This is a genomic window from Streptomyces sp. 3N207, from assembly GCF_052246355.1.
Classification (GTDB): domain Bacteria; phylum Actinomycetota; class Actinomycetes; order Streptomycetales; family Streptomycetaceae; genus Streptomyces.
This window is the reverse complement of the sequence record NZ_JBQQBV010000024.1, coordinates 76,736-99,833: the sequence shown is the minus strand read 5'-3', so window position 1 is coordinate 99,833 and position 23,098 is coordinate 76,736. Positions and strand designations below refer to the sequence as shown.

Sequence of the window (23,098 nt, the reverse complement as noted above, 5' to 3'; positions counted from 1 at the left end):
AAGGGGAGCGGGGCGGTCGGCCTCATGCCGATGCTGCGGCCGACCCGTGCGTGGGCTCCGCCCCCCGGCCTGCGTGGCCGGGGGCGGCAGTCGTTCAGAACGGCGGTTCGTCGGCGGTCGCGGGCAGCGGCAGGAGCCCGATGCGGAGCTCGCGCCGCATCGCCCAGCAGCCGCACGCCTCCATCTCCGGGTTCGCGCCGCCGACCCGCCAGCCGCCCGCGCCCCGACAGTCGGGGCAGGCGCGGCGGGGTCGGGGCGTCAGCTCGATGCGGTGCCGGTCGGCGTACAGCCGCCAGCGGCCGGCCTTGAGCGCGAGGGCGACTGCGCCGACGACGGCCGGGGCGACGGCCGCCAGGGGCACGGCGGTGCGGGCGCGCACCGGGTCACTTCCGGGGCGGATGCGGCTGGACCAGGAACTGGGTGCCGGTGCCGCCGGAGTTGGGCTGCGACGTGAGGAAGTGCGGCTCGCTGCGGGTGAGCTGGTTCATCGTCTGCTTGAGGAAGGCGTCGTCGCGCTGGAGGTCGACGCGGTCCGCATGGAAGTCGGTGAGGTGGACGTAGTGGGGGCTGGTGGTGCCGCGAGGGCGCAGTCGCCGGAGCCGGTCGCGGACCAGTCGGGTGGCCTCGATGTCGTCCGGGGCGGCCGGGACGCCGCCGTTCATCGCCCGGCAGGCGGCCGCGTGGGCGTTGGCGAGGTCGGCGGCCTCCTTCTCCGTCAGCCGCGAGTGGCGGTCGGTGCTGGCGGCGCGGTAGGTGCAGCCGAGGCACGCGGTGGCGAAGTACGCGCTGCGCTGGTTGCTGTCGGCGGTGTAGACGAGGACGACCGCGCCCTCCTCCGGGCCGACGATGTTGCGGTAGCGCTGGACGACGATCGTGCCTGGCGGCGTCCACGTCTTCGGGTCCGGCACGTCGGAGCGGCCGAAGAGGTCCGGGTCGCTCTGCGCGAGTTGGAGCACCGTCTGCCTGATGAAGTCGGCCCGGTTTGCGAACAGTTTCAGTGCCATGTGTCGTTTCCTTCCGAAAGGGGCGTTGATCAGGCGGCCAGCCGGTGGACCACTGGGGCCGTGGATGCCATGTAGGTGTCGGGGCTGGGCTCGTAGCTCTTGTCGCAGGGGTCGCAGCAGCCCTGGGTGCGCAGCGGGAGGCAGAAGTAGTACCGGCGCTTGCACCGTGGGCATGTGGACCTCGCGGCCATCGCCCGGTCGAGCGCCCGTTCCTGCGCGAGCGTCGGGGTCCGCTTCGGCCGGGCGAGTTCCACGCTGTAGAGCCAGGCCCGGGTGGGGTGGATGCATGCATGGTCGGGGCGGTAGGAGCAGCCCTTGCAGCGCAGCACCGCGACCGGGCCGTGTCCGCCGGGGCTCAGTCCGCGCTCGCGTAACTGCCGCCGGGTGACCAGGCTCTCGGGACAGGTGCGCCGGTCGTACTCGGGCAGCAGCGCGTCGCTGCGCGGCGCCCGTTTCATCTCGCGTCGGCGCTTCTTCCGGGGGCGGGCCATCACTTGCTCCAGGCGCCGGGCAGCTGCTGAGGGCGGTGCGGGTTGCGGGGGAGGTGGCGCTGCGGGCGGCGGGGTCGGCCGATCCGGCGGCGCGGGCAGGGGATGAGCACGAGCGGTTCCTCCAGATGTCGGTGGACAGCAAGCACCGCGCCCCGCCGACGTCGTGCTGGTGTCGGCGGAGCGCGGTGCGAGGTGGCCGGTCGGCCTGTCCAGCCCTCGCCCACCCGCGAGCGGGATGGGCGAGGACCAGGCGGAACGACCGGAAGTCAGTCCCGGAAGGGGCAGCCGTTGTGCGGGTGGTTGTCGGCGGGCGCGGTCGGGACCGGAACCGGGACGTGGATCTCGGGCCGGACGGTGACCTTCGCCGGGCGACCTACGACGACCCGGTGGCGCAGGGTCAGGCCGCGCATCGCGAACGCAGACAGGAAAGTCCAGGTGAGGACGGTCAGCGCGGCGGCGACGGGGCGGCTGGTATCCGGGGTGGCCGTCCAGACCATCCCCACCGTGGCCGCGCCGTGCCCGGCCCACAGCGCGCGCACGCCGTTGTTCCGTGACAGGAAGCCGAGGACCAGGCCGACGATGCCGGTGAGCAGCCACAGCGTGTAGACGGTGGAGGCCGCGACGGGCAGGCCGGCGGCGTGCTGTGCGATGTACGTGCGCACTGGCTGGTCGACGACGGCGGCCACGCCGCTGGAGGTGTCGACGCCGACCTGCACCTTGGGCACGGCGGTGAGCAGCTGGTGCAGTGCCTGGAGGATGACTTCGCTGGCGGCCCTGGCCATCAGCACGACGCAGGAGAGCCCGGCGACCGCGAGGACGGTGCGCAGCCAGGGGGCCATGTACCGGAAGCCGTCGTCGGGGGCGTTGAGGATGTCCTCCCACATTGTGTTCAGGACGCCGTCCTCTTCCCACGCCTCCTTCCACCAGGTGCGCAGCGCGGCGAACCGCGGCTCCTTGGGCGGGGCCTTCGGGACGGGCATGGGGAGGTAGGCGAGTTCCTGGCGGTCCTGGACGGTGTTGTCGTTGGACTGCACGGGGCAACTCCTTGTTGTCGATGCGGTGTTCACGGAGCGTGTGAGAGGGCCAAGCTGTGAGCGGCCCGGAGAGAAGGGGAGGCGGCTGCGATGGGGTGGTTCACCCGCGATGAGCCGGAGGAAGTCGTCTTCGATCAGGTCGTGGACACGGACGGGCAGATCTGGCCCGCGTTCACGGACGACGATGGTGTGCTGTGGATCGACGTGGAGTACGACGTCGAGGTGGTCATCAACGGCGCGATCGTGGACGGGCAGATCCGGGGTGCCGAGGTCGACGACGAGGGCCGGGTCTGGATCGACTACGAGTGACCGCGAGGCTGGACGGCCTGTCCCGCACCCGAAGCCATGGCCCGCGGGTGAGGTGTCGGATACGAGGCAGGGCGCCCGGGGTCAGCGGACGTCGTTGCGGGTGCGGGAGAACATCCCGCGCTGGTTGCTGGTGTTGTTGATCTGCGTGCTCTGGACGACGGGGCCCTCGTACACGTTCGTGGTGACGGCGTTGCGGGCTTTGTTGATCGCGCCGCCGATCGCGGTGGCGACCATGGCAACTCCCGCGAACGGGAGGGTCACCATCAGCACGCTGTAGAGCGTGACGGAGGCCAGGCCCTGGAGCACGAGCCAGGCGCCGCAGCCGATGCCGGTGATGCCGGCGCCGACGCCGATGGAGGCGACGGCGATCCCGGCCGCCCAGGCGGGCACGATCCGCTTGTCGTCCTGCGGGACGGGCGGGGTGTCGCCGTATGCGGGCACGGGGGAGTCGTCGCGGAACGACGTCGGGAACTGGCACACCGGCGTCTCGGGTCGGAAGTTCGCTTCGATGATCCGCTTGGCTTCGGCGGCGGCCTCGGAGTTGGACATCGGGCGGCTGGCGGTGGGGTGGAAGTCCACGGTGGTCTCCGTTCGTGGCAGATACGGGAGCGCCCTCCCCGCTGTGGGGCGGGGAGGGCGCAGGGAGCGGGGAGCGAGGCGGGGCTACTGCTGGTCGGCGGCGTTCTCGAGCGCGTTGAGCGTCGGGGGCTGCCAGTGCGGCAGCGGCCGGCGCGACTCGCAGCGGACCCCGACGCCGTTGCGGCGGCCGGTGAGCAGCAGTTCGTTCACCAGGGTGCGGGCCTCGGGGCTGTCCGCCAGGACGTCGGCGGCGTCGTCGACCACCAGGGCCAGGGGGAGGTGGGTCATCGTCGTGTTCTCCTTCTCGTTCGGCGGGACGGGGTCGAGGGTGGGTTACAGGGAGCCGATCCATCCGGCGACGGAGGAGACGGCGCCGGTGATCGTGGGGGCGACGCCGGTGTTGGCGAGAAAGAAGCCGAACAGCAGGACGGCGATGCCCGGCAGGATCCGCTGGTAGCCGGTGCGCACGAGGATGACGACGATGATGCCGAGTAGCAGGACCAGGGAGATCGACAGGGCCACGGGTATCGGTTTCCTTCGGTGAGCGTGGTGAGTGGATGGGTGGATGGGTGCGGGTCAGCTGTCGGCGCGCTGCCAGATGCCGCGCTTGACCGTCTTGGCCAGGCCTTTCGCCTTGAGCTGCGAGCAGGCGTTGCTGACGCTGGAGGGCTGGAAGCCGGGCAGGGCCTCGCGCAGCTCCTTGAGGCTCTTGGGCCCGTCGGCGAGCAGGTCGAGGATCTGGTCTTGGAGGCCGGGCTCCTCACCGGGATCGTTGGCGAGGCCGAACGGGATGTCGGCGTACGGCCCCGCGAACGGGACAGGGGCTTCGCCACTGTCGCCGTCGCTGTCGCCGTCCGGGGCCGGGGTGCCGGCCGCCGGGGTGCTGCCGGGTGCGTCGGCGAACGCCTGGGCGAGGGTGTCGCAGTCGGCGTACGGGTTGGTGTGCCGGACGCCGTAGAGCGCGGCCGCGGCCTGCGCGGCCTTGGCCTCGCCCTCGGTCAGACCGTTGGGCGGGTCCTCGCCGTACAGGGCGATCAGGTCGGGGTAGACGCCGTCGACCTTCTCCGCGAAGAAGGTGCGCATGAACTTCGCCCGCCCGTCGAGGAACATGTATGCCATGCCCGCGGTGGACTCGCCGTCCTCGTCGTCCTCGCCGGAGAACAGCGCCTGGATCTGTCCGTTCTCGTAGATCCGGGCGGGGATGTTCTCAATCTGGAAACCGGCCGGGGCGATGCCGTCCAGGCCCATCTCCTTGGTGGAGGAGGAGGCGGTGCGCATGAGGAACAGCGCACCGACCTTGCCCTGCTGGCGGATTGCGTCGTCGTCGCCCAGGTCCTTGAGGTGCAGGGACTGGACGGCGAGCCGGATGCCGATGCCGACTTTGCGGCCGGTCTTCTGGATGTCGGCGATGAGGTGGGCGGCGGCCTTCCGCATCGCTTCGTCCGGGTGGGACAGCAGGCGGTTGATCTCGTCCAGCGTGATGTTGATGAGCGGCCACGGCCTGCCGAGGGCGAAGTCGCCGCGCTTCATCTCGTTGCTGATCCGCTCGCGGTACTTCATGACCGCGTGCGCGACGGAGAGCATGAGCAGCGTCTCCACCGGGCCCTTGGCGAACCAGTCGACGCGGCCCTCCGCCTCGGGGAGGGACATGCCGCCCTGGACGTCGCCGACCCAGGAGACGACGCCGCTCCTCTTCTCTGCGGCGAGGATCAGGTTCTGCAGGACGGACTTGCCCGCGCCGGTGACGCCGGCGGTGATACCGCGCAGCGCGCCCTGTCCGGGGTCCCACAGCCGCATCCGGGCAGGCTTGCCGTCGTGGCAGATGCCGATGGTGATGCGGCCCTTTTCGTCCATCTTCAGGTCGTCGACGGTGGCCTTGCGGACCTTCATCAGCGGGTTCGTCTTGTAGACGGAGACGACGCCCTGCCGGATGCCGTCGGTCTCGATGACCAGCCGTGACGGGTCGTCGATGCCGAAGGCGGAGCAGATCGCCGTGTGTGGCAGCCGGATCTCCTTTCCCGGAGGGGAGGCGACCAGGAGGACGATGCGGTGCGGTTCGGCCCGGTGGTCGATCAGGTCGACGCCGGGGGCGGCGCCGCCGGGAGCGGCGACCGCCGTTTCCCACAGGCCGCGCAGCCCTTCGGCGGTGCGCTCGGTGTCCTCGGTGGTGGGGCGGGCGACCACCCGCATCCGGCCCGGTCCGGAGCCCTGGATCGGGCGCATCTTCACGGTGCCGACCGGGAAGTCGAACGCGGCGGCCAGCTGTACCTCGGTGAAGGCGGGGACCGCCTTCCCGGCCTGGGCGACGACGACGGCCTCGAAGTCGGGCCGGTCTGCGCGGAACGGGGTGATGGACACCAGGCGGGTGCCGTCGCCGGTGGCCTGCGCCCACTTCACGGCGAGGAACTCGGTGTAGGTCAGCGGCTTCCCGGGATCGGCGCCCTGCTGCTCGGTGAGCTCCAGGACCAGCCCTGCGCTGCGGGTGAGCGGCGCCATCCATCCCATCAGGGACGCCCACGCGGCCGGGGCGACGACCTCCCACCAGTTGAAGCCGGGGGTGATCAGGTTCGCCACGTAGGTGCCGGCGGCGGTCAGGAACGGGATCGCGCGCTGTGCCCGGGTCAGAACACCCAGGCTCTGGTCGGGGTTCTTCGTCTTCGCGTACAGCCAGGCGAGCGTGCCCAGTCCGATGCCGCCGGAGGCGAGGTAGGACCAGGCGCTGTCGTCCAGTTGCGGGCCGACGGCCATCCCGGCCGCCGCGAGGGTGTAGGAGGTGCGTTCGGCCAGGACGCGCCGGTAGATGACGTGACCCGGGACGCTCTTGGGGGTGTCGGCGGCCGGCGCCGCCTGGTCGATGGTGCTCAACACTGCCTCCATTCAGGGGCGGACAACAGCAGGGGCCGCACCCGTGTGGGTGCGGCCCCTGCTGCGACGGGGGTGGAGTGGTCTCAGCGGCGGCGGCCCGTGCGCCGGTAGAAGCCCGGCTTGGCCTGCTTCACGCCGGAGCCGTTGGAGGCTTCGTAGCCGGGGCGGTACTCCCGGTCGTGCGCGGAGTTGAAGCCGCGGGCGTCGGTGTCGACGGAGTCGGCGGCGTTCACCATCTCCCCGGACGCCTCCGCCACCCCGGTGAGGGCGGTGGAGGCGTCCATGATCATGGCGGTGAACTGGGGCTCGACTTCGGCCGCGTCGCACATCTCCGACAGGCGCATGGCCGCGTTGGCGTTGGCCTGCATGTGCGAGCGGAGCAGGTGCATGCCCTCCTTGAGGAAGAGGGCGGAAGCCGCGAGCTTGGCGGTCCGGCCGGCCAGGGCGAGGAAGCCGTTGCCGCTGCTGGCGCCACCGTTGTTCGTGCCCGGGATGGCGGGGAGGTTGTCGCTCACGTGATCCCCTCTCAGTTCTCGTTGTGAATACGGGCGGCAGGCACCACCAGGCCCGCGTCCTCGGTGGCCTGCTGGAGGGGCCGGTAGGCGTCGAACATCGCGTTCTCCGCTGTCTCGGAGAGTTCCGCCGCCACCAGCGACTTCGTGGACATCTCGTCGGCCTTGCGGGCCAGGACCTCCATGGACTCCGCCAGCTTGGCCATCGCGGCGCCGGTCAGGCGGCCGATGACGTTGTGCGTCGAGCGCAGGTCGGCGGCCAGCTCGTCCAGGGCGTGCCGGATCTCCCGCGCCTTCGCGGAGAGCTTGAGGCAGGTCTCGTGCGCCTTGAACGACTGCTCGGTGAGCTCCTCCAGGAGATCGAGGCTGTCGTCGAGGGTGACCTCGGTCTCGTGCTGCGCGTCCATCTCCGCGACGCTGCCGCTGCCCCACTTCGTCAGCCAGGCGTCACTCACGCTGTTCTCCTTCGTACTCGAGGTGCCGATGGGCAGACCCGCGCCGGGCGTCGCCGGGCCGACCCTGGGGGAGTCGACCCGTTCGACCATGATCGGACCGGCCGGAGCGGACACCGCCGTCGCCATGCCCATCGCCTCGAACGGCGACAAGCGCGGCTCGCCGGTGCCCGGCACCGTGCCGCCGCCCGGCGGGACCGGGGCAGTGGTAGCCCCGGCGACCGCGGCCGGGCCCGGCACAGCAGCCGGAGCACCGGGCGGACCCGGCGGCGGGGGCGGTGTGGTCGTGCCGGCCGACGGCGCCGGGCGGGGGCCCGGGACCGTGATGATGCGCATCCGGGCACGCTTGCGGGCCCGCGCCTTGACCGTGGACCACGGCGTGCGGCGGGTCGGGGCCGCCGCGGCCGGACCGGTCGGCGCCTTCGCGGCAGGACCGGCGGGCTTGGTGGTCTTGGTCTTCGGGCCGGTCTTCTTCTTCGGCTTCCTTGCCTTGACCTTCGTGACGACCGGCGGGCCCATCTTCTTGCGGCGGCGCTTGAACCGCTCCTCAAGGGCCTCGTGCACCGCCTCGCCGAAAGTGGTCCGGCCGCGGGCGGCGGACTTCATCGCCCCGAGGACCTTGCGGTCGTACTCCTTCTGGAAGCGCCGGCACTTGCGGCAGCGGCAGCCGTACTTGTCCGCCGCCGCGAACGTGCCGTGCATGATCCCCGGCGTGAGCTTGACCTTCTTGCCCTTGCGGGACTTCCCGCCCGGCGCCGTGGGCACCGGGGACGGGATCGTCCCGCCCTTGCCGGAGCGGGTCTTGCCCTTCTTCCCGCCGCCGCGCTTGCTGCCGGGCGCCGTGGTGCCCGCGCCGCTGCTTCCCTTGCCCTTCGGCTTCGTCTTGGGGCCGGTGCCGGAGGTGGTGGTGCCGGGCTTCTTGCGCAGGATCCCGGACAGGCCGGTCGTGCCGCGCGGCGACTTCTTCGTGCCGCTCTTCGGACCGGTGCCTGATCCCTTGCCGGTGCCGGGGCCCTTCGAGCTGGTCGCGCCGGGCGTGGTCTTCCCGCCCGTGCCCTTGCCGGGGCTCTTGGTGCCGGGGCCCGTCGTCTTGCCGGTCCCCGTCCCGGCGCCCGGTCCGCGCTTCTTACCCGGACCGCCGGACGAACCGCCGGCCCCGGTGCTGCCGGGACCGCGCTTTCGGTTCGTGGTGGAGCCGCCGCCGGAGGAGCCGGACCCGCCGCCGCTGCCGGGGCCGCGGTTCTTCTTGAGGCTGTGGCCGCCACCCTGCGAGCTGCGCTTGAGCGGGGTGATCCCCAAGCCGCCCTTGCCGCCGCCGGCGCCGGTGTTGGAGCGGCCGGGCCGGGTGCCCGAACCGCCGCCGCGACCGCCCCGGGAGCCGCCGCCGGCGCCAGCGCCGCTGGGCGACTTGGCCGTCGCCCCGCTGCGCCCTCGGCCTCCCGAGCCGCTGTACGTCCCGCTACCGCCCCGCCCGGACCTGCCCGGACCAGCGCCGCCGGAGCGTCCTGACAGGCCGCCAGGGCCACGCTGGAGAGACTTGCGGCCCCACTCGTGGCTGGGCTGCACCTGCTTCTTCGAACCGCCCCCGGAGGAGCTGTTCTTGCCTGTGCTCGCGGCCTTCGCGACCGCCCCGCGCTGCTGACGGTTGGCCCGGCTCGTCGCGACCGCGGAGTGGATTCCGCGCATGGCCGCCAGGGACACCGCCAGGATCGCCGCCAAGGACAGCGCGCCCAGGCGCGGCGCGGCTGGCTGCGCACTCTCCGAGCGGAAGGTCGCCGGGACCATCGCGCCCGCCGTCGCGGGCGCCGCGGCGGGCTCCGAACGGGCGGTGTACGGGGCCCCGAGACCGGGCTCGGGCAGGGCCGCAATGACGTCCATCGGGTCGGTTCGCGTCGCGGGTGCAAACGTTTCGGGGGTGTCCGGGGAGACGTCGGTGGGGGCGGCGAACGGCACGTCGGCCGGGGCCGGACCGGGGGTCTCCGCGGGGGGTTCGGCAAGGGCGGTGTAGCCCACGCGGGGGAAGTGGATCAAGTTGTTCGGGCCGTCGTCGTCGGCCATGACGTCTCCCTCTCGGAGTTGACAGACGGTCACCGCCTAGAGCACCCTCGCGCGCGCACGACACGCGCGCGCCTTGGAGAGCTCCGGACGGCGAGGAGGAGGCGGTGATGAAGAAGAACTTCGTCACCCTCCGTTGTGCTTGTAGAAGTCGTGGAGCGTGGCGGTGAGTGCGCGCCACAGGTCCGGCTTGCCGTCGCGTTCGGCCTGGCGGGCCAGGGTCCGGCACGCGTCGTACCAGACCCCGGCCCGCTCCTTCTCCGTCGTGGCTTCCGCGATCCGCGCGTTCCAGTGCTTCGCACGGTTTTGCGTCTGCCGAGGCGTCGTCAACGCCCTTCTCCCTTCGGGAAGTAGTCGTTGATCGTCCGGGTCGGGGCCTGCTCACCACCGGCCGCCATCGGCCACTGCTGCCAGGGGTTGTCCGGCGTCACGAACTCCGTTGGCCTCGCCTGCGGGACCGTGCCCGCAGCCTGCTCCTGGGGGGCATTGAGCGAGGTCGCCGTCTTGTCCAGAGACTTGGCGACGGCCGCGCCCAGGGCGGCCTGCCTGCCCTGCTTGCGCTCCAGCTTCCGGGCCTCCGCCGCCGCCCTGCGCTCCGGGAGCTCCAGGACCTCGTTCTTGTAGGTCGCATACAGGGCCTCCGCCGCGCTCGCGGCGTTCTCGGACGCCTTCTGCATGGCCTTGACCTGCCGCGACACCTTCCAGGCCCGCATCTTGCGGGCCATCCAGCGGTCGCCGTCGATCGGCGTCTGCTCCAGGCGCCGGCGCACGATGTCAGCGATCTGCCCATACTGCTGGGCGGCCGTCATGTGCTGGTCGCGCCAGGTGTCGGTGGTCGACCGCATACCTGCATCGGTGAACAGTGCGTTGATATCCATGAGCTGGGGTTTCTCCTTCTCCGTGCGGGGGCGATCTGGGAGGCTGGGGGCGGCGTTTCGGCGCCTTCACCGCGCTCCCGAGGCGCTGTCTTCGTCTCGGGGGCCGGTGGAACCGTCGAAACAGCTCATCCATGCAGTTCAGAGCCGGTTTCCTTGGTCAGAGGTACTGGCCGGTGACCGGCTCGGGCTCGTTCTTCTGCTGCTCGCGCCGTACGACGCGGGCGACCGTCTTCTTGTCGACCGCCAGCCCGAGGGCTTCGGAGAGCCGGTCGGTGATGACGCTCGGGTCGGTGACGCCGACCGCGAGCTGCTTGCGGACACCCTCGGCGATGGCACCGCGGGGGACCGTCTTGTCCGCGCTGCCGTTGTCCGACGCGGTGTTGTCCGCGCTGTTGTCCGCCGCGAGCGGGGTGATGTCCGACGCGTTGTCCGCCCTCTGGTTGTCCGCGGTCGGCTTGTCCGCCCTGCTGTTGTCCGCACCGTCCGTGTCCGGGGCGGACAAGCCCTCAGCAGGCGTGCTGGCGAAGGGACGCTGGGGAATGCCGCTGCGGACAACCTCCTTCGCGGCGGCCACGCTGGCCTGCGAGTTCTCGTCCTCGCGGGGACGTCCGCCGTTGTCCGCGCGGACAGCTTCGGAGCGGCCGTCAGCGGGGGCGGACGTCCGGGCGGACGATGCGGACAACTCCCTGTGGGCTGCCTGGTTGTCCGCGTCCTCGCTCTTCGGGGCGGACAAGTGAGCGGGCTGGTTGTCCGCAGGTGCGGACAACGCGTCGGCACGCTCGATCGTTGTCCGCGGCTTGTCCGCACCGAGAGGGTCGATGTCCGAGAAGAAGCCGACCGGAGTGGTGATGCCCGCCGCCTTGAGGCCGGCCGGGCCGGTCTTGGCAAGCGGTACCCCGTAGCGGGCCAGCCGCAGCGGAGTCATCGCATCGACCGGGGCCTTGCGCCGCCACCCTCGTCCGAACCGGGCACGCAGCCGGGCCTGGTAGACCAGGCGATCCTGCTCCAGGCGGACAACGCTCTCGTAGGAGCGCATCTCCCACAGCTTCATCCGCCGCCACAGCAGAAAGGTCGGCCCGGGGGAGAGCAGCCAGCGGGTGAACCGCACGCCCTCCATGTGCTTGTCCGCGGTGATGTCCGCGATCCGGCCGATCGCATGCCGGGCGGCTTCGACAGCGACGATGAACAGCACCGGGATCACAGCGTGCATGCCGACCCCGAGCGGGTCGGGCCAGGCCGCCGCGCCGTTGAACGCGATCGTCGCAGCGGTCAGCAACCAGGCCGCCTGCCGCAGCAGCGGGAACGGGATACGGATCCAGGTCAGCAGCAAGTCCAGAGCGAGCAGCACGAGGATGCCCGCGTCGATACCGATCGGGAAGTAGGGGGCGAAGTCACCGAAGCCACGCCTCTCGGCGAGCTCACGGACAGCGGTGTACGAGCCGGAGAAGCCGATCGCGGCAATGACTACGGCTCCGGCTACGACGATGCCGATCAGGATCCAGTGCAACCGGGTCAGGCTGGGCGCCTCCTCCGTCCCGGACGTCGACGTGTTCTCCGGAGGGCTGGGGCTAGTCATGGTGATGTTCTCCTTCCACTTAGGGGAGTTCGCGTAGGTGCGGTCGATGAGCTGCGCAAGGCCCTGGCTCGTCCAGACGACCGCCCAGCAAGAGAGCCGGGCCCGGCGTGGGGAGAGCAGTCGCGCCAGGCCCGGCTTGTGGAGCGGGGGGGTTCGAGGGGAGGCCCCGTCGCTCCCCGCCGCCCCCGCCAGCGAGGCGGGGACGACAGGCAACTCCGGAAGCTCAGCTGCTCCGCCGCGACATACGGGGGTGACACACCCAGCAGTCCGGGCCGTGGTCGCGCGGCGTGCGCGAATGGAGAAGGAACGCCGGCGTGGTGACCGCCGCTGCCAGAATCTCGAGGACGGGCAGCAGGCGGGCAGGGATCCACCCCATCACCGCCCACCGCCCTTGGGGTGTGGCGGCTTCGCGCAGCGCCTCTCACCGTCCTCGGTGTGCAGGCAGCAGGTCTGCAACTGCTGGTTGAGGGCCCGGTCAAGGCGGGACTGCCGGCGTTGGCGACAGTGCGACACGGCGAGGAGGCCAGCGCCACTGACGCACATGCCGATGAGGTGGAAGGCGATGCCCATCACCGACCACCCACCTCGGGCCCAATTCGGCGCGCGACCTCGGCGGCCACCGCAGCCAGCTCCCGCAGATCCTCCAGCGTCCGGCCACGTCGCGCCGACCAGCTCCTCACATCGGCGGTCAAAGCGCCCGTGCGGGCCCGCAGCACCGCCGATAGCACCGCGTTCGTGACACGCCACGAATCGCTGTCGCCCACCCCATGGAGCGCATCGCCGAACGTCACAGGGCCGCCATTGCCCGACCCCGCGAAGTCCTTCAGGAACCAGATCACGGCCCGGAGTACATCCCGCAGCGATGACGAGTACGACAGGCCATCTACCGGATTCCCGGCATCAGCCTCCCGCCATGTGCGGGCCCAACCCGCCTGCTCCAGCACGCCAAAGGAGTTCACCAGGTGGTCGATCACCTGCTGGCCCGACACGACCTCGCCCGACAGGCCACGCCACACATCACGCAGCAGCCAATCGTTCTCGATCAGCTCCATCGTCGCCGCGACCTCAGCCTCCAGCCGAGACGACAGCGGAACCAGACCATCGGCCTTCACCGAGACAACCGCTTGATTGGACATTGCATCTCCATCCGAACGAAGAGCGCCGACCTCTGGTCGACGGGAGTGGACTGTCCGGCTCCCCGTCACCGCCCGACCCGGCCGCGTGTCACGGGCGGCTGGTGCGGGCGGATCAGGCAACCGTCAGGCCGTCACCTGGCACGGCGCTGCATGTGCCGGAGAACGGCGGCATTGGTCTTGCCGTTGCGGACCTCGCCGAGGTTGCGGACCTCGCCGACGATGAGGCCGGCAGGGTCAGTGAGGTCCACGACGACGCGGTCATTGGTGGCGCGTCGGCCGATGACGAGCTGGCCGGTGCGGCCCGCTTCCGCCAGCTCGGGACTGACGGCCTCGACCAGGTGCTCGTAGCCCTCGATGTCGGCGGTGCTCCACGTCGCGCAGGGGCCGTGAGTGGAGCGGAACTGGGCCGGTGTCACGCCGCCACCCCCAGCCGGGTCGTAGCCAACATCGGGGCCGGGGCCGGGCACTTGGCGGGCTGCTGGTGCCGTGTGCGCGCCGCCAGGTGGTGGCGGGCGATCGTCTCGCGAGCCACTTCCCCGAGCCGGTTGAACGCCTGCGGGTCATCGGCCGAGGGCGGGTGCGGGGAAGAGCGGACCTTGTTCCACACCTGCCGGGTCACCTCGGCGGCCTGGCGGTAGTGGTCACGACCCAGGCGAGCGGTGACGAACGCGGTCAGACGGGTGGAGTAGCGCAGGTGGAGATCAGCTGCGGTGCTGTGCATGGGGTCAGGTCCTTCCGGTAGAGGGGCTGGTGCAGGGCGGTGACGGGGTAGCCGGCCTCCAAGGCGGCGTCGGCCAGGCGGTCGGCGCCGTGCAGCAGGCGGCGGGTATGAGCAGTCAGCCCATGCAGGCGCAGGGCCCGCGCTGCTCGGTGCTGTGCGGCGCGGGCCCTGCATATGAGGTCGTCGGTCAACTCGTTACAACGGCCAGTCCTGGCCAGCACCTTCCATGTCGCGGTTGAGCTGGCGGGTTTCCTCGTCCTCACCGCCGTCGGCGCGCAGCACGATCAGATTCGTCACTACTGCTCCTCTTCAGTGCGCGATGGGGCAGCGGGTGAGGTAGTCGTCGACCTCGTTGCCGCAGAGCCAGCACAGCCAGCCAGTCCGGCCAAGGAAGCGGGCTAAGGTGCGGATGCGGGTATGCATCAGGCCACCCCCGCCCGCTTCAGGAGACGCCGCTCGGTTGCCCTGGCGACGGAACCTGCCGGATCCATCTGGTCGAGGGTGCGGCGGGCGGGCCTGGCGGCCTTGCGGGTGTCGGCCCAGTTCGCCATGGCGAGCATCAGGTCGGCCTGGCTGCTCACCGCCTGAGCGTTACGGCGGGGGAGCTCCGGCATGGAGTCGGGATTGCTGGTGTCGCGGTCGTGCTGGGGCTCGGGCTCATCCCCGGCCGCGACAGGAGCGGTCGGGTGTGTCAGCATCGGGTGCACAGGTGTCCTCCGCGGATTTCCTGTAGTGATGCGGCGTCCGGGTGCCTCCGGGCGCCGCTCTTTGTTGTGACCACTCACTCCGAGCGGCCATGGCGACCGACACCCGTACGCCCGGGGGCGGTTGGGTGTCGGTCGCCATCACCAATCGGTGAGTTGCGGGAGGCCATGGGTCAGGCAGCGATGCGGTAGCGCTGCCTGGCTGCGGGGCGGATGGACGCCAGGTCCAGCACCGGCGTGCGGGGAAAGCGGCGGACCACGCCACGCACCTCCACCTCAGCGCCCGGAGCGAGCAGGAAGTCAGGCACGGTCGACAGCCGGTCAGCGCTCACCATGGCCATTCCTTCGCGGCCGGCGGTGTCGGTCAGGACGAGTACGGCCCGTCGCGAGGCGCCCAGGCCGAAGTACCGCACGCGGCTGACAGTCGCCACGGTGGTGCCAACAGTTTGGTCAGCTACGGAGAGCAGCGGTGCGCGGAAACGCTGGAAGCCGACGCCGACGCGGTGAACGATCACAAGGGACATAGGAACCTCCAAGGTGGAAGCCGCTGGCCCGGCGCGGGCAGCGGGGAGTGCCCCGGCCAGAAGAGGCCGTGGGTGGTGCACTTCGTGGGGCCTTCCTGCGTCCCCACGCCGACGCCCCTCCCAGCCGCCCACAGAGGGGCGTCGGAGGGGGACGACGTGCAGTGCAGGACTGCTTGATCTCGGTGACGCGGCGGCTGGTCTGCTCGCTGTTCGGGCCCGGGGAGACCGTCCCGGGCCGTAGTCCCAGCCGAAGGTTGGGCCGCGTCGTTCTTTTACGTCACGGGGCTGCCGACCCTCCGCGCTCGCCCGCAGCAATGAGCCCTGCGGGGTCGTGGCACGTGTCGGCTGCCACCACCAGCGGTAGCGGTAATGGCACCTCGCGACGGATCTCCACTCACCTCGGCCGGCGTCGTCACGGCCTTCAAACGGCGGTGGATCACGCTGTGGAGTTGGGACCGGGCCCAAGCGCAGCCAGTTCAACGGCAGTTGTGCATGACGTGCCGTCAGGAGTCCTGCTCTGTCGGGCGTTTGTCCCGGTACAGAACGAGACCGTGTCACGGGACACAGGGAACCGTCAAGCTTCTATCCCGAGATGAGAGAGATCTTTGTCTCGGGACATTCCTTGCGCTCGTTCAAGAGGGATGAGATCGTCAGCCCATGCCCAGACCGACGAAGTACCTCGACCTGGCGGACACGCTGACCCGCCGCATCGAGGGCACCTTGAAGCCCGGAGACTCGTTTCTGACGGTCCGTGAGATCGCTGAGCAGTACGACGTCGGCAAGAACACCGCCGACCGAGTGGTGCAGCTCCTGAAAGAGCGCGGCGTCATCTCAGGTAAGCCGAACGGCAAGACATGGGTCCGCGTACCGCCTAAGCGCACCGAGCGCAGCAACGAGCGCTACTTCGAAGAGAAGCAGCTCGTCCATGAGCCGGAGGCGGTTCGGCGTAACAACGGGCAGACCGAACGCGACCAAGGAATCTCGCTCCGAGACATCGCGGAAGACGTGGCTCACCACGAGACCATTCCGTGCCCCGAGGACGTCGCCGCTGTGCTCGGACTAGCGCCTGGAACGCTCGTCCTCCGCCGTACCCGGGTCCGTCGCTACGACAAGAAGGCGGGGGCCAGCGGCTCGGCATCGTATGTGCCCCTGGACATCGTTGAACGTGACCCAGCGGTCTTCGATGAGGACAACGACCCGTGGCCGGGGGGCATGCAGCACCAGCTGTACACCGTGGGCCTCGAACTGTCGAAGATCGTCGACAACGTCACCGCGACTATGCCGACTGAAGACGAAGCTGCGGAGCTGGACATCCCGCCGGGCGTCCCCATGTTCCGCATCCGCAAGATCTCGTACGCCACGACGGGCCGGGCTGTCGAGGTGACCGATTTCCCCCTGCCCGCTGAGCGAACAGTCCTGACCTACGTCACCACTTTGCCGACGTGGAGCGATTCCTGATGCCGAAGATCACTGTTCTCACGCCTGTACATGAAGGCGGCGACGGCTACATTGCTGAGCTGCATGAGTGCCTGGCCAGCCAGAGGCTCCCGGAGGGCTGGGAGGTGGAGTGGGTTCTTCAGGAGGACGGGCGTACTGGCCGCCCGCTCGCCTCCGTCCCGGACACTCCGTGGATTTCCAAGGGTGTAGGTCGTTGGGGAGGCGCTGCGCAGGCACGCACCATGGGGTTGGCTCGTGCCACTGGATCTCTTCTGCGGTGTGTCGATGCCGACGACCTCCTGCCGGATTCAGAAACGCTCGCGCGCGACATTGACGTCTTGACGAGCAACCCGACCTATGGATGGACCGTCGCCCCTTGCCTCGACCTCTTCCCAGACGGTCGCCGCGCGCCTGGCCCGTATGACCCGGACCCGGGTCCGTTGGCGCCAGGGGCGTTGCTGGATGGGGCCAAGCGGGGGGAGATGCCCGTAATGGGCACGACCCTTACCGCTCGCACAGACGTAGTGCGGCTCGTGGGTGGCTGGCCAGCGATCCCCGCATTCGAGGACGCTGCCATCGTGCTGTTCTGCGAAGCCGTGAGTTCGGGATGGATGCAGCGTCTCCCTGGTGAGATCTACCGCAAGCACGAGGGACAGCACACCGCCAGTCTGGCCTACCACGACGCCGAGGAGACGCAGCTCCGACAGCAGATCGTCCTTGATCGCGCTGAAGCCCTCCATGCATCCGGATGGCGCTGGACCCCCCGGACACAGGATGCGGCCAACATCGCCAGCTGACAGCTCACAGGGAGGCCACGTGAACGTGCTTTGGCTCGGGGGACCGCCGGCGGCTGGAAAGTCGACGGTCGCTCAGCGCCTCGCGCGGCGCCATGGACTGCGCTGGTACAACTCGGACGCTCACACGTGGGAGCACCGAGACAGAGCGATCGCATACGGACATCCGGCAGCGATCCGATACGAGCGCCTGCCGATCCCTGATCGTTGGAGCACGCCATTAGACGAACGGCTCGCGATGTCGCTGCACTATGAGCGAGGTCTGATGATCCTTGAGGATCTTCACGCACTGCCCTCAGCCCCTCTGACCATCGCTGAGGGCACCCCCATAACACCGCAGGTCGTCGCTGACTTGAGCTGCGCCGTATGGCTGATACCAACTCCGGAGGTGCAGCAGGGCCGGCTCGCGGAACGAGACCTGCTGCCAGGAGTGCGCGAGCTGTACACGCACTTGGGAGAAGAGATCATCGCTCAGGTGGAAAAGCACGAGGGCCGCACCTTGCCCATCGACGGTTCTCCTTCTGTGGAAGAGATCACGGCTGAGGTTGAGGGCATGTTCGCGAACGCCCTTGTTGAGGGGCCGAGGGCCACGACGGCTGCGGAGAGACGCGAGATGCTGCGCTATGCCAACAGGTCCTTCGTCTCCCAGTACCTGACGTTCTTCACTCGCCCGTGGGCGCAGGAACTCGGGGACACTCGGGATGTTGTGATCCCGTTCCTCTGCGAGTGCGCGGACTGGCGCTGTCAGGAGCACGTGGACCTCGCAGTCGCCGACTTCCGCGAGCCACCGAATGAAGCGTCTCCCGCCGTTCTGGCGCCGGGACACCAAGACGAGGTGTCGCGATGACACCCACAGTCTGCTCTTTGTCGACGTGTGCAGCACCGACCGTGACGAGGCTGGACGACGCCGGTGCGCGGGCCGAAGCCACCTGGATAGACGCCTCGCGGGGGCGACGACGGACCCCCGCACCTGCACGCACGACAGCGCGGGGAACGCCGCAGATGATTTCCGAAGCTGTCACGTTCGACGGTCGCTACATCTACGTCTGTGAAGGCGCCATGCGTCGGATGCCGGGAATGGATGGTCCAGGTCCGCGTCCTGGGCCCAAAGCAAGCCGGGCCGCCCCAGGACCTCGGCATCAGCGTGAGCATTTGGTCGCCCATCAACCCAGGGGCGCAGCGATGACGCTGAAGACGAACCGCCCATACGCGCACGGTCCGGTGACGACACGTCACCCCCAGCGTCACCGTGAGTTGCGCTGGAGCGGTAGAGTGATCCGCAGCGTTGATCGAAAATTGAAGTGGCCCCGTCGACCGGCTTGGCAACCGGGAGGGGCCACGTGCCCGGTGGACCTTGTTGCGAAGGCCCCGGGCTGCCGAGCACCCTTTTTCTGGCTAGCGAAGGGCACCGACGTGATCAGGGTACCCCTACCCTCCTCCCACAACACCGCACCCCGCCGTGGTGCCAGCGACTGCATGCGCAGCGGCTGGCCCTTCGGCGGGGTGTTCGTGCTGTCTGCGAGCACCCCGAAGCGCCCCTCGGATGAGGGGGTCGGGATGACGACGTAGGTCCGCGGGGGCGGCGCCCGTCTTCGGGTCTTCTTGCCGCCCCGGGCCGCTCAGCTCAGGTGATTGGGAGTCACCTCTGCTCAGCGCCCCATCTGCTATCGGAGGGCTTTGGGAGAGCCCCTCCAAGGAGTTGTTCGCCCGGTTGGGAGCCGGTCGAACAGTTCGAAACAGGTTTCGCTCCAGAAACCACGAAGCACCTGGTCGGGCTTCGTCATGCCTTGACGTAGTCCCTCAAGACGGGAGCCATTGTGCATCACCGTGCCGGGGCTTGCCACTGTCGGCATGCCCGCACACCCCATTTCGGCCCCTACGAACACCTGTCCAGCAGGCAACCTGTGGTCGACATCACACATGCCTGCGAGGGTTTTTGGGCGCTGACCGTCACACCACGGCCGACGCCCACACCTGTAGCAAGTGTGAAGACTGTTCTCTTTTCTCCCGCCCACTCCTTCTTCTGTCCGCACGATCCTCAAGCGTCCGCTCGCCAGGATCTGTCCACAGGTGACCTGGCTCGGGGTCGCCAGAGGAACCCCGTACCGATGTTCCTTTGGACGGGCCGGTGAGCGCCGTGGCGGCGGCTGTGCAGCCGCGTGTCCCTGGGCAGCGGCGTTCGGCTGGTCATCGACTGGTGCCGGTTCAGGCTGGGCCTGTTCCGGTGCACGGACCTGGACGCCCACTGGCGTTGAGCCGTGATGCGCGTGCGCGGCTGAGCCGTGCAGTGCGAGCGCTGCTGGAGCTGCCAGGGCTGGAAGGTGCGCCGGATGCGGTGCGGCTGGCGCTGGTGGTGCTGGCGTCGCGGACGCCGTCGGAGTCCGGTGTGGTGGAGATCCGTACACGTGAGCTGGGCCGGTGGCTCGGGCTGTCGGCATCGTATGTCGCTTCCTCCGTGCTGCCGGTGCTGCGCCGGTCTGGCGTGGTCTGCGTGGACACGGCGGAGGGCGAGTACGGCCAGGATGGCGGCCTAAAGTGCAAGGTGCTGTCGCTGTGGGCCGCTCAGGACGTGACCGGGCACCCGCTGGCACTGGCCAAGAAAGAGCTGGCGACGCTGCTGCGGCTGGTGGAGGCCGTGATGGCGCCAGGCTGGGTACACCGGGACGGTCGGGTCACTCCGGCCGGGCTGCTCGGTGCGCGTACCGGTCGGGGCGCGGCGACGGACCGCCTGGCGCTGCTGCTGCTCGTGCTGGAGGCGCGGGAGACCGGGCGGGTGCGGCAGTGCGGCGGGACGGTGGACACCAAGCGCGGCCGGGCGGCGGTGACGGTGGCCCGGTTGCTGGACTGCACGGCGTCGGCCGGGGAGCGGGTGCTGGAGCGCCTGGAAGACCGGGAGCTGGTGCTGAGGGTGCGTCTACGGACGGGTTCCAGGCTGGCGAGCCGGTCGCGTCTGATGGTGCCGGCGGTCGCCGCCGCGCACGGCCACACGGTCGCCGACGACGTCCGGGAGGACCGCGCGGAGGCCCTGGGGCCCGAGTTTTCAGACCCCGACGTTGCGGCAGGCCCTGGTGAGACACCGGAACTCGAGTCGGAACCGCAGGTCAGTGGCGTGTCGGTGACAGATGAGGCGGATGTTGCAGAGCCCGACGTTGCGGCAGACCTTCACACTGACCACTCTTCCCTGGATGCTCCCGTCGCTCCTCCACAGCTTTCTTGTGGTTTTTCCGGCGAAGGCCGTGGGGGTGAAGGCCGTCGGCCGGAGCGCGCGTGCGTGCGCGAGGACGGCCCGCTGCGCGGGGAACAGCCGAAGAAGTCCCCGTCGATCAGCAGCCAGAAGCCCGGCCGCGGGCCGGTGGCCGACACCTCGGTGCGGGTCGTGGAAGGCGAGTATGAGGTCAGGCAGCAGCGGGGGAAGGTGCCCCTGCCACCGGAGGACTTGAGGGCCGTCCTGGCCCCGGTCGACCTGGTGTGGGCGCGGCTGGACCGTCAGCCCGCCCGCCGGATCGTGGAGGCCTCCGCCCGCGGCGAGCTGAAGACGGTGGAAGGCTTCGCGGGCCGTACGGACGCGCCGCAGGTCCTCGCCGACCGCCTCGCCCGGCGCTTGGCCGAGCAGCTGCGCACCGGCGGCCCGATCGCCGACCCGGTGGGCTGGCTGCTGGCCCGTGGCCTGCCACAGCGCCAGGAGTGTGGCGACGCCCGGTGCGACGACCGGGTGCTGCTCGACTCCGGCCAGGACTGCCCCCGCTGCGACGACCGGCAGGAGGACCGCCGTGCGCAGCGCCGCAAGGTGGCGGCCGACGTCGACGCCGCGATGCCGCACGCCTCCGAGAACGAGCGCCGGGCGGCCACCGCGCAGCGCCTCCACCAGGACGTGACGGCCAGAGCGTGGGCCCGCGAGGCCGAGTGGGAGCAGGTCCGCGCCCGGCAGGCTGCGGCGAAGGCCCGGGCCGAAGCCGCGGCCGCGCAGATGCCCGCAGTCTCGGCCGCGCCCGTGGCGTCGGTCGTCGTGCCTGTGCCGCGTCCGGTCGCCGCGCCCGCCCCGGCCGTTGACGACGTCGACCAGGAGCAGGAGCTCGTCCTGGAGAACATGACCCGCGACCAGGTCCGCGCCTGGCGGGTGCGCGCAATGAAAGATCCGCAGCTGGTGTTCGACCACATTGACCGGTACGGCGAGACGTCGGCCAGGAGGCTGTTCACCGGGCGGCTGGTGGACCAGGTGCAGCGGGTGGCCAGCCTCGGGCACCTGATCCTCGGCTACATCCCCTGGGGGCAGGCATGAGCGGCGGCGAGACATCCGGCGTGGACCTGGCCCGGGTCGCGCTACGGGCCGCGCTGGAGGCGGCGCGCAAGAACGGCGCCGGCCAGAAGACCAAGAAGAGGCCGCGGGCCGTCCGTACCGTTCGGCGGGACGGGCGCGAGCCGATGGGCCTCGGTGCCGCTATCGGTGCGCTGATCACCGAACGTGCCTGGGAGCTCCCGGCCGTCGGCGCGACGCTGCGCGAGCGGTGGGCGGCCATCGCCCCGGAGCTCGCCGGGCACGTCGCCGCGATCGGCTACGACGCGGACTCCGGTCGGCTGACCGTGTGCCCGGAGTCGCCGGCCTGGGCAACGAAGACCCGGCTGGAACAGACCCGGATCCTCGAGGCCGCCAACGCCTCGGCCGGCCGCACTGTCGTCCGCTCCCTGCGGATCCTGGCGCCCGGCACGGTGCCGGTGCCCGATCCGGCCAACGCCGATCCGGCGCCCGCCGACGTGCACGCCGGGCCGGTGCGCACCCGGGAGACTGCCTCCCCCGGCTACCACCGCGCGCTCGCCGCGCACCAGGAGGCGGCACCGCCGCCCCAGGCGGACCCGGCCATCGCGGAGGCGGTGGAGCGGCAGACCGCCGCGATGCGGGAGCCGTCCTGCCGCACGTTCCCCGAGCCCGAACACCTCCAACGCGCAACCCTCAACGACTTGCAAACAGGACCGACCCGAGCCTCGGACATCAGCCGCGCCCGCGCCCTTCAGCGCTTGGCCAACGAACGGGCGGAACGCACCGCATGAGCAACCGGCTGCCAGCATGTACTCAACACACAAGGAGCGCACGCATGTTCTATTTGCCGGGTAGGGAAGGACTACCGGAGACAGCGGTGATTGGATGCAGGTGTCCGCTGCCGATGCGGATCGTTGGGCACGCTGCCTGCTGTGGCAGCAAGGCCGCTTGGGGGCGGGGAGGGGTAGCTGGTGAGTGATCGCAGCTCGATTGAGTGGACTGAGGCGACCTGGAACCCCACGACCGGGTGCGACCGCGTCTCGGACGGATGCGACAACTGCTACGCGTTGACGCTGGCCAAGAGGCTGAAGGCGATGGGCTCGCCGAAGTACCAGGCCGACGGTGACCCACGCACCTCCGGCCCGGGCTTCGGCCTGACGGTCCATCCGGGCGCTCTGCACGTGCCTTACGCATGGAAGAGCCCGCGCACCGTGTTTGTAAATTCTATGAGCGACTTGTTCCATGCGCGGGTTCCGCTGGACTTCGTCCGCCAAGTCTTCCAGGTGATGGCCGATACCCCCCAGCACACCTACCAGGTGCTGACCAAGCGGGCCCGTCGGCTGCGGCAGATCGCCGGGCGGTTGGAGTGGCCGCCCAACCTGTGGATGGGGGTGTCCGTGGAAAGCGAGAGAGAGCTCGCCCGGGTCGATGACCTGCGCCAGGTCCCGGCCGCCGTGCGGTTCCTCTCGTGTGAGCCGTTGATCGGCCCGCTGGTCGGCCTGGACGTGACGAAAATCGACTGGGTCATCATCGGCGGGGAGTCCGGCCCCGGTGCCAGAGCGATGGACATGAGCTGGGCAGCCCATGTGGTGGACCGGTGCCAGGCTGCGGGCTGCGCACCGTTCGTGAAGCAGCTCGGCTCCTGCTGGGGCAAACACCACAAGGACATCGACCAGTTTCCCGAAGTGCTGCGCGTTCGCGAGTACCCGAAGCGGTACGCGTATGCATGGTCTTGATCTCGTGTGCCTGGCAGGGATGAGGGCAGGCGGCGA

General features: G+C 70.2%; 25 protein-coding genes. 7 read left to right on the top strand and 18 right to left on the bottom strand.

What is annotated here, in order from left to right; all coding sequences use genetic code 11:
- Nucleotides 1-94: 94 nt before the first annotated feature.
- The 4 genes from ACTWP9_RS29665 to ACTWP9_RS29650 all read right to left on the bottom strand — a co-directional run bounded on the left by ACTWP9_RS29665 (nt 95) and on the right by ACTWP9_RS29650 (nt 2,529).
- Nucleotides 95-379: a hypothetical protein gene (locus tag ACTWP9_RS29665; RefSeq protein ID WP_443249386.1), complete on the bottom strand. Its 285-nt coding sequence runs from the start codon at nt 377-379 to the stop codon at nt 95-97.
- A gap of 4 nt (nt 380-383) precedes the next feature.
- Nucleotides 384-1,004, bottom strand: a complete 621-nt coding sequence (locus tag ACTWP9_RS29660; protein ID WP_443249385.1) for a hypothetical protein — start codon at nt 1,002-1,004, stop codon at nt 384-386.
- A 29-nt stretch (nt 1,005-1,033) separates the two neighbouring features.
- A complete protein-coding gene (locus ACTWP9_RS29655) occupies nt 1,034-1,495 on the bottom strand; it encodes an RRQRL motif-containing zinc-binding protein (protein WP_443249384.1) in 462 nt (153 codons plus the stop codon).
- A gap of 266 nt (nt 1,496-1,761) precedes the next feature.
- Nucleotides 1,762-2,529: a hypothetical protein gene (locus ACTWP9_RS29650; protein ID WP_443249383.1), complete on the bottom strand. Its 768-nt coding sequence runs from the start codon at nt 2,527-2,529 to the stop codon at nt 1,762-1,764.
- A 90-nt stretch (nt 2,530-2,619) separates the two neighbouring features.
- Here ACTWP9_RS29650 and ACTWP9_RS29645 point away from each other — a divergent pair, with 90 nt between their 5' ends.
- Entirely contained in the window at nt 2,620-2,838 is a 219-nt protein-coding gene (locus tag ACTWP9_RS29645) for a hypothetical protein (RefSeq protein WP_443249382.1), read from the top strand.
- Nucleotides 2,839-2,919: 81 nt separating this feature from the next.
- Here the strand turns inward: ACTWP9_RS29645 and ACTWP9_RS29640 are convergent, their stop codons facing one another.
- From ACTWP9_RS29640 to ACTWP9_RS29575, 14 genes are all read right to left on the bottom strand, one after another.
- Nucleotides 2,920-3,387 carry a hypothetical protein gene (locus ACTWP9_RS29640; protein WP_443249408.1) on the bottom strand — a complete coding sequence of 156 codons (468 nt, stop codon included), beginning with the start codon at nt 3,385-3,387 and terminating at the stop codon, nt 2,920-2,922.
- A 114-nt stretch (nt 3,388-3,501) separates the two neighbouring features.
- Nucleotides 3,502-3,705: a hypothetical protein gene (locus ACTWP9_RS29635; protein ID WP_443249381.1), complete on the bottom strand. Its 204-nt coding sequence runs from the start codon at nt 3,703-3,705 to the stop codon at nt 3,502-3,504.
- A gap of 45 nt (nt 3,706-3,750) precedes the next feature.
- Entirely contained in the window at nt 3,751-3,939 is a 189-nt protein-coding gene (locus ACTWP9_RS29630) for a hypothetical protein (RefSeq protein WP_443249380.1), read from the bottom strand.
- 54 nt (nt 3,940-3,993) lie between these two features.
- Entirely contained in the window at nt 3,994-6,282 is a 2,289-nt protein-coding gene (locus ACTWP9_RS29625; RefSeq protein WP_443249379.1) for a winged helix-turn-helix domain-containing protein, read from the bottom strand.
- 83 nt (nt 6,283-6,365) lie between these two features.
- On the bottom strand, nt 6,366-6,797 hold the full coding sequence (locus ACTWP9_RS29620) for a conjugal transfer protein TraB (protein WP_443249378.1): 432 nt from the start codon (nt 6,795-6,797) through the stop codon (nt 6,366-6,368).
- An 11-nt stretch (nt 6,798-6,808) separates the two neighbouring features.
- Nucleotides 6,809-9,304, bottom strand: coding sequence for a hypothetical protein (locus tag ACTWP9_RS29615; RefSeq protein ID WP_443249377.1), 2,496 nt, complete (start codon nt 9,302-9,304; stop codon nt 6,809-6,811).
- A 123-nt stretch (nt 9,305-9,427) separates the two neighbouring features.
- A complete protein-coding gene (locus ACTWP9_RS29610; protein ID WP_443249376.1) occupies nt 9,428-9,631 on the bottom strand; it encodes a hypothetical protein in 204 nt (67 codons plus the stop codon).
- On the bottom strand, nt 9,628-10,179 hold the full coding sequence (locus ACTWP9_RS29605) for a hypothetical protein (protein ID WP_443249375.1): 552 nt from the start codon (nt 10,177-10,179) through the stop codon (nt 9,628-9,630). Before ACTWP9_RS29605 ends, ACTWP9_RS29610 begins: the two co-directional genes overlap by 4 nt.
- A 157-nt stretch (nt 10,180-10,336) precedes the next feature.
- Nucleotides 10,337-11,755, bottom strand: a complete 1,419-nt coding sequence (locus ACTWP9_RS29600) for a DUF2637 domain-containing protein (RefSeq protein ID WP_443249374.1) — start codon at nt 11,753-11,755, stop codon at nt 10,337-10,339.
- Between the two features lie 569 nt (nt 11,756-12,324).
- Nucleotides 12,325-12,891 carry a hypothetical protein gene (locus ACTWP9_RS29595; protein ID WP_443249373.1) on the bottom strand — a complete coding sequence of 189 codons (567 nt, stop codon included), beginning with the start codon at nt 12,889-12,891 and terminating at the stop codon, nt 12,325-12,327.
- Nucleotides 12,892-13,022: 131 nt separating this feature from the next.
- A complete protein-coding gene (locus ACTWP9_RS29590; RefSeq protein ID WP_443249372.1) occupies nt 13,023-13,307 on the bottom strand; it encodes a hypothetical protein in 285 nt (94 codons plus the stop codon).
- Nucleotides 13,304-13,612 (bottom strand): hypothetical protein, encoded by a 309-nt coding sequence (locus ACTWP9_RS29585; RefSeq protein ID WP_443249371.1) that lies wholly within the window; start codon nt 13,610-13,612, stop codon nt 13,304-13,306. Before ACTWP9_RS29585 ends, ACTWP9_RS29590 begins: the two co-directional genes overlap by 4 nt.
- Nucleotides 13,613-14,034: 422 nt before the next feature.
- Complete coding sequence (locus tag ACTWP9_RS29580; RefSeq protein ID WP_443249370.1) at nt 14,035-14,310, bottom strand: hypothetical protein; 276 nt, start codon at nt 14,308-14,310, stop codon at nt 14,035-14,037.
- A gap of 179 nt (nt 14,311-14,489) precedes the next feature.
- Nucleotides 14,490-14,840 carry a hypothetical protein gene (locus ACTWP9_RS29575; RefSeq protein ID WP_443249369.1) on the bottom strand — a complete coding sequence of 117 codons (351 nt, stop codon included), beginning with the start codon at nt 14,838-14,840 and terminating at the stop codon, nt 14,490-14,492.
- Nucleotides 14,841-15,497: 657 nt separating this feature from the next.
- On the opposite strand from ACTWP9_RS29575, the gene ACTWP9_RS29570 reads away from it, so the two are divergent.
- The 6 genes from ACTWP9_RS29570 (at nt 15,498) to ACTWP9_RS29545 (ending at nt 23,062) form a co-directional block, all read left to right on the top strand.
- Nucleotides 15,498-16,298: a UTRA domain-containing protein gene (locus tag ACTWP9_RS29570; RefSeq protein ID WP_443249368.1), complete on the top strand. Its 801-nt coding sequence runs from the start codon at nt 15,498-15,500 to the stop codon at nt 16,296-16,298.
- A complete protein-coding gene (locus ACTWP9_RS29565; RefSeq protein ID WP_443249367.1) occupies nt 16,283-17,074 on the top strand; it encodes a GltA in 792 nt (263 codons plus the stop codon). Before ACTWP9_RS29570 ends, ACTWP9_RS29565 begins: the two co-directional genes overlap by 16 nt.
- A 262-nt stretch (nt 17,075-17,336) precedes the next feature.
- Nucleotides 17,337-17,918 (top strand): hypothetical protein, encoded by a 582-nt coding sequence (locus ACTWP9_RS29560; RefSeq protein ID WP_443249366.1) that lies wholly within the window; start codon nt 17,337-17,339, stop codon nt 17,916-17,918.
- Nucleotides 17,919-19,358: 1,440 nt separating this feature from the next.
- On the top strand, nt 19,359-21,350 hold the full coding sequence (locus tag ACTWP9_RS29555; protein ID WP_443249365.1) for a hypothetical protein: 1,992 nt from the start codon (nt 19,359-19,361) through the stop codon (nt 21,348-21,350).
- Entirely contained in the window at nt 21,347-22,117 is a 771-nt protein-coding gene (locus ACTWP9_RS29550) for a DciA family protein (protein ID WP_443249364.1), read from the top strand. Before ACTWP9_RS29555 ends, ACTWP9_RS29550 begins: the two co-directional genes overlap by 4 nt.
- A 180-nt stretch (nt 22,118-22,297) precedes the next feature.
- Nucleotides 22,298-23,062 (top strand): DUF5131 family protein, encoded by a 765-nt coding sequence (locus ACTWP9_RS29545; RefSeq protein ID WP_443249363.1) that lies wholly within the window; start codon nt 22,298-22,300, stop codon nt 23,060-23,062.
- Nucleotides 23,063-23,098 lie beyond the last annotated feature (36 nt).

Coding starts and splice junctions, on each gene's coding strand:
- ACTWP9_RS29645 (WP_443249382.1), top strand. CDS start 2,620: ATGGGGTGGTTCACCCGCGATGAGCCGGAGGAAGTCGTCTTCGATCAG.
- ACTWP9_RS29595 (WP_443249373.1), bottom strand. CDS start 12,891: ATGTCCAATCAAGCGGTTGTCTCGGTGAAGGCCGATGGTCTGGTTCCG.
- ACTWP9_RS29580 (WP_443249370.1), bottom strand. CDS start 14,310: ATGCTGACACACCCGACCGCTCCTGTCGCGGCCGGGGATGAGCCCGAG.
- ACTWP9_RS29575 (WP_443249369.1), bottom strand. CDS start 14,840: ATGTCCCTTGTGATCGTTCACCGCGTCGGCGTCGGCTTCCAGCGTTTC.
- ACTWP9_RS29635 (WP_443249381.1), bottom strand. CDS start 3,705: ATGACCCACCTCCCCCTGGCCCTGGTGGTCGACGACGCCGCCGACGTC.
- ACTWP9_RS29600 (WP_443249374.1), bottom strand. CDS start 11,755: ATGACTAGCCCCAGCCCTCCGGAGAACACGTCGACGTCCGGGACGGAG.
- ACTWP9_RS29660 (WP_443249385.1), bottom strand. CDS start 1,004: ATGGCACTGAAACTGTTCGCAAACCGGGCCGACTTCATCAGGCAGACG.
- ACTWP9_RS29655 (WP_443249384.1), bottom strand. CDS start 1,495: ATGGCCCGCCCCCGGAAGAAGCGCCGACGCGAGATGAAACGGGCGCCG.
- ACTWP9_RS29560 (WP_443249366.1), top strand. CDS start 17,337: ATGATCCTTGAGGATCTTCACGCACTGCCCTCAGCCCCTCTGACCATC.
- ACTWP9_RS29570 (WP_443249368.1), top strand. CDS start 15,498: ATGCCCAGACCGACGAAGTACCTCGACCTGGCGGACACGCTGACCCGC.
- ACTWP9_RS29550 (WP_443249364.1), top strand. CDS start 21,347: ATGAGCGGCGGCGAGACATCCGGCGTGGACCTGGCCCGGGTCGCGCTA.
- ACTWP9_RS29585 (WP_443249371.1), bottom strand. CDS start 13,612: ATGCACAGCACCGCAGCTGATCTCCACCTGCGCTACTCCACCCGTCTG.
- ACTWP9_RS29615 (WP_443249377.1), bottom strand. CDS start 9,304: ATGGCCGACGACGACGGCCCGAACAACTTGATCCACTTCCCCCGCGTG.
- ACTWP9_RS29640 (WP_443249408.1), bottom strand. CDS start 3,387: ATGTCCAACTCCGAGGCCGCCGCCGAAGCCAAGCGGATCATCGAAGCG.
- ACTWP9_RS29605 (WP_443249375.1), bottom strand. CDS start 10,179: ATGGATATCAACGCACTGTTCACCGATGCAGGTATGCGGTCGACCACC.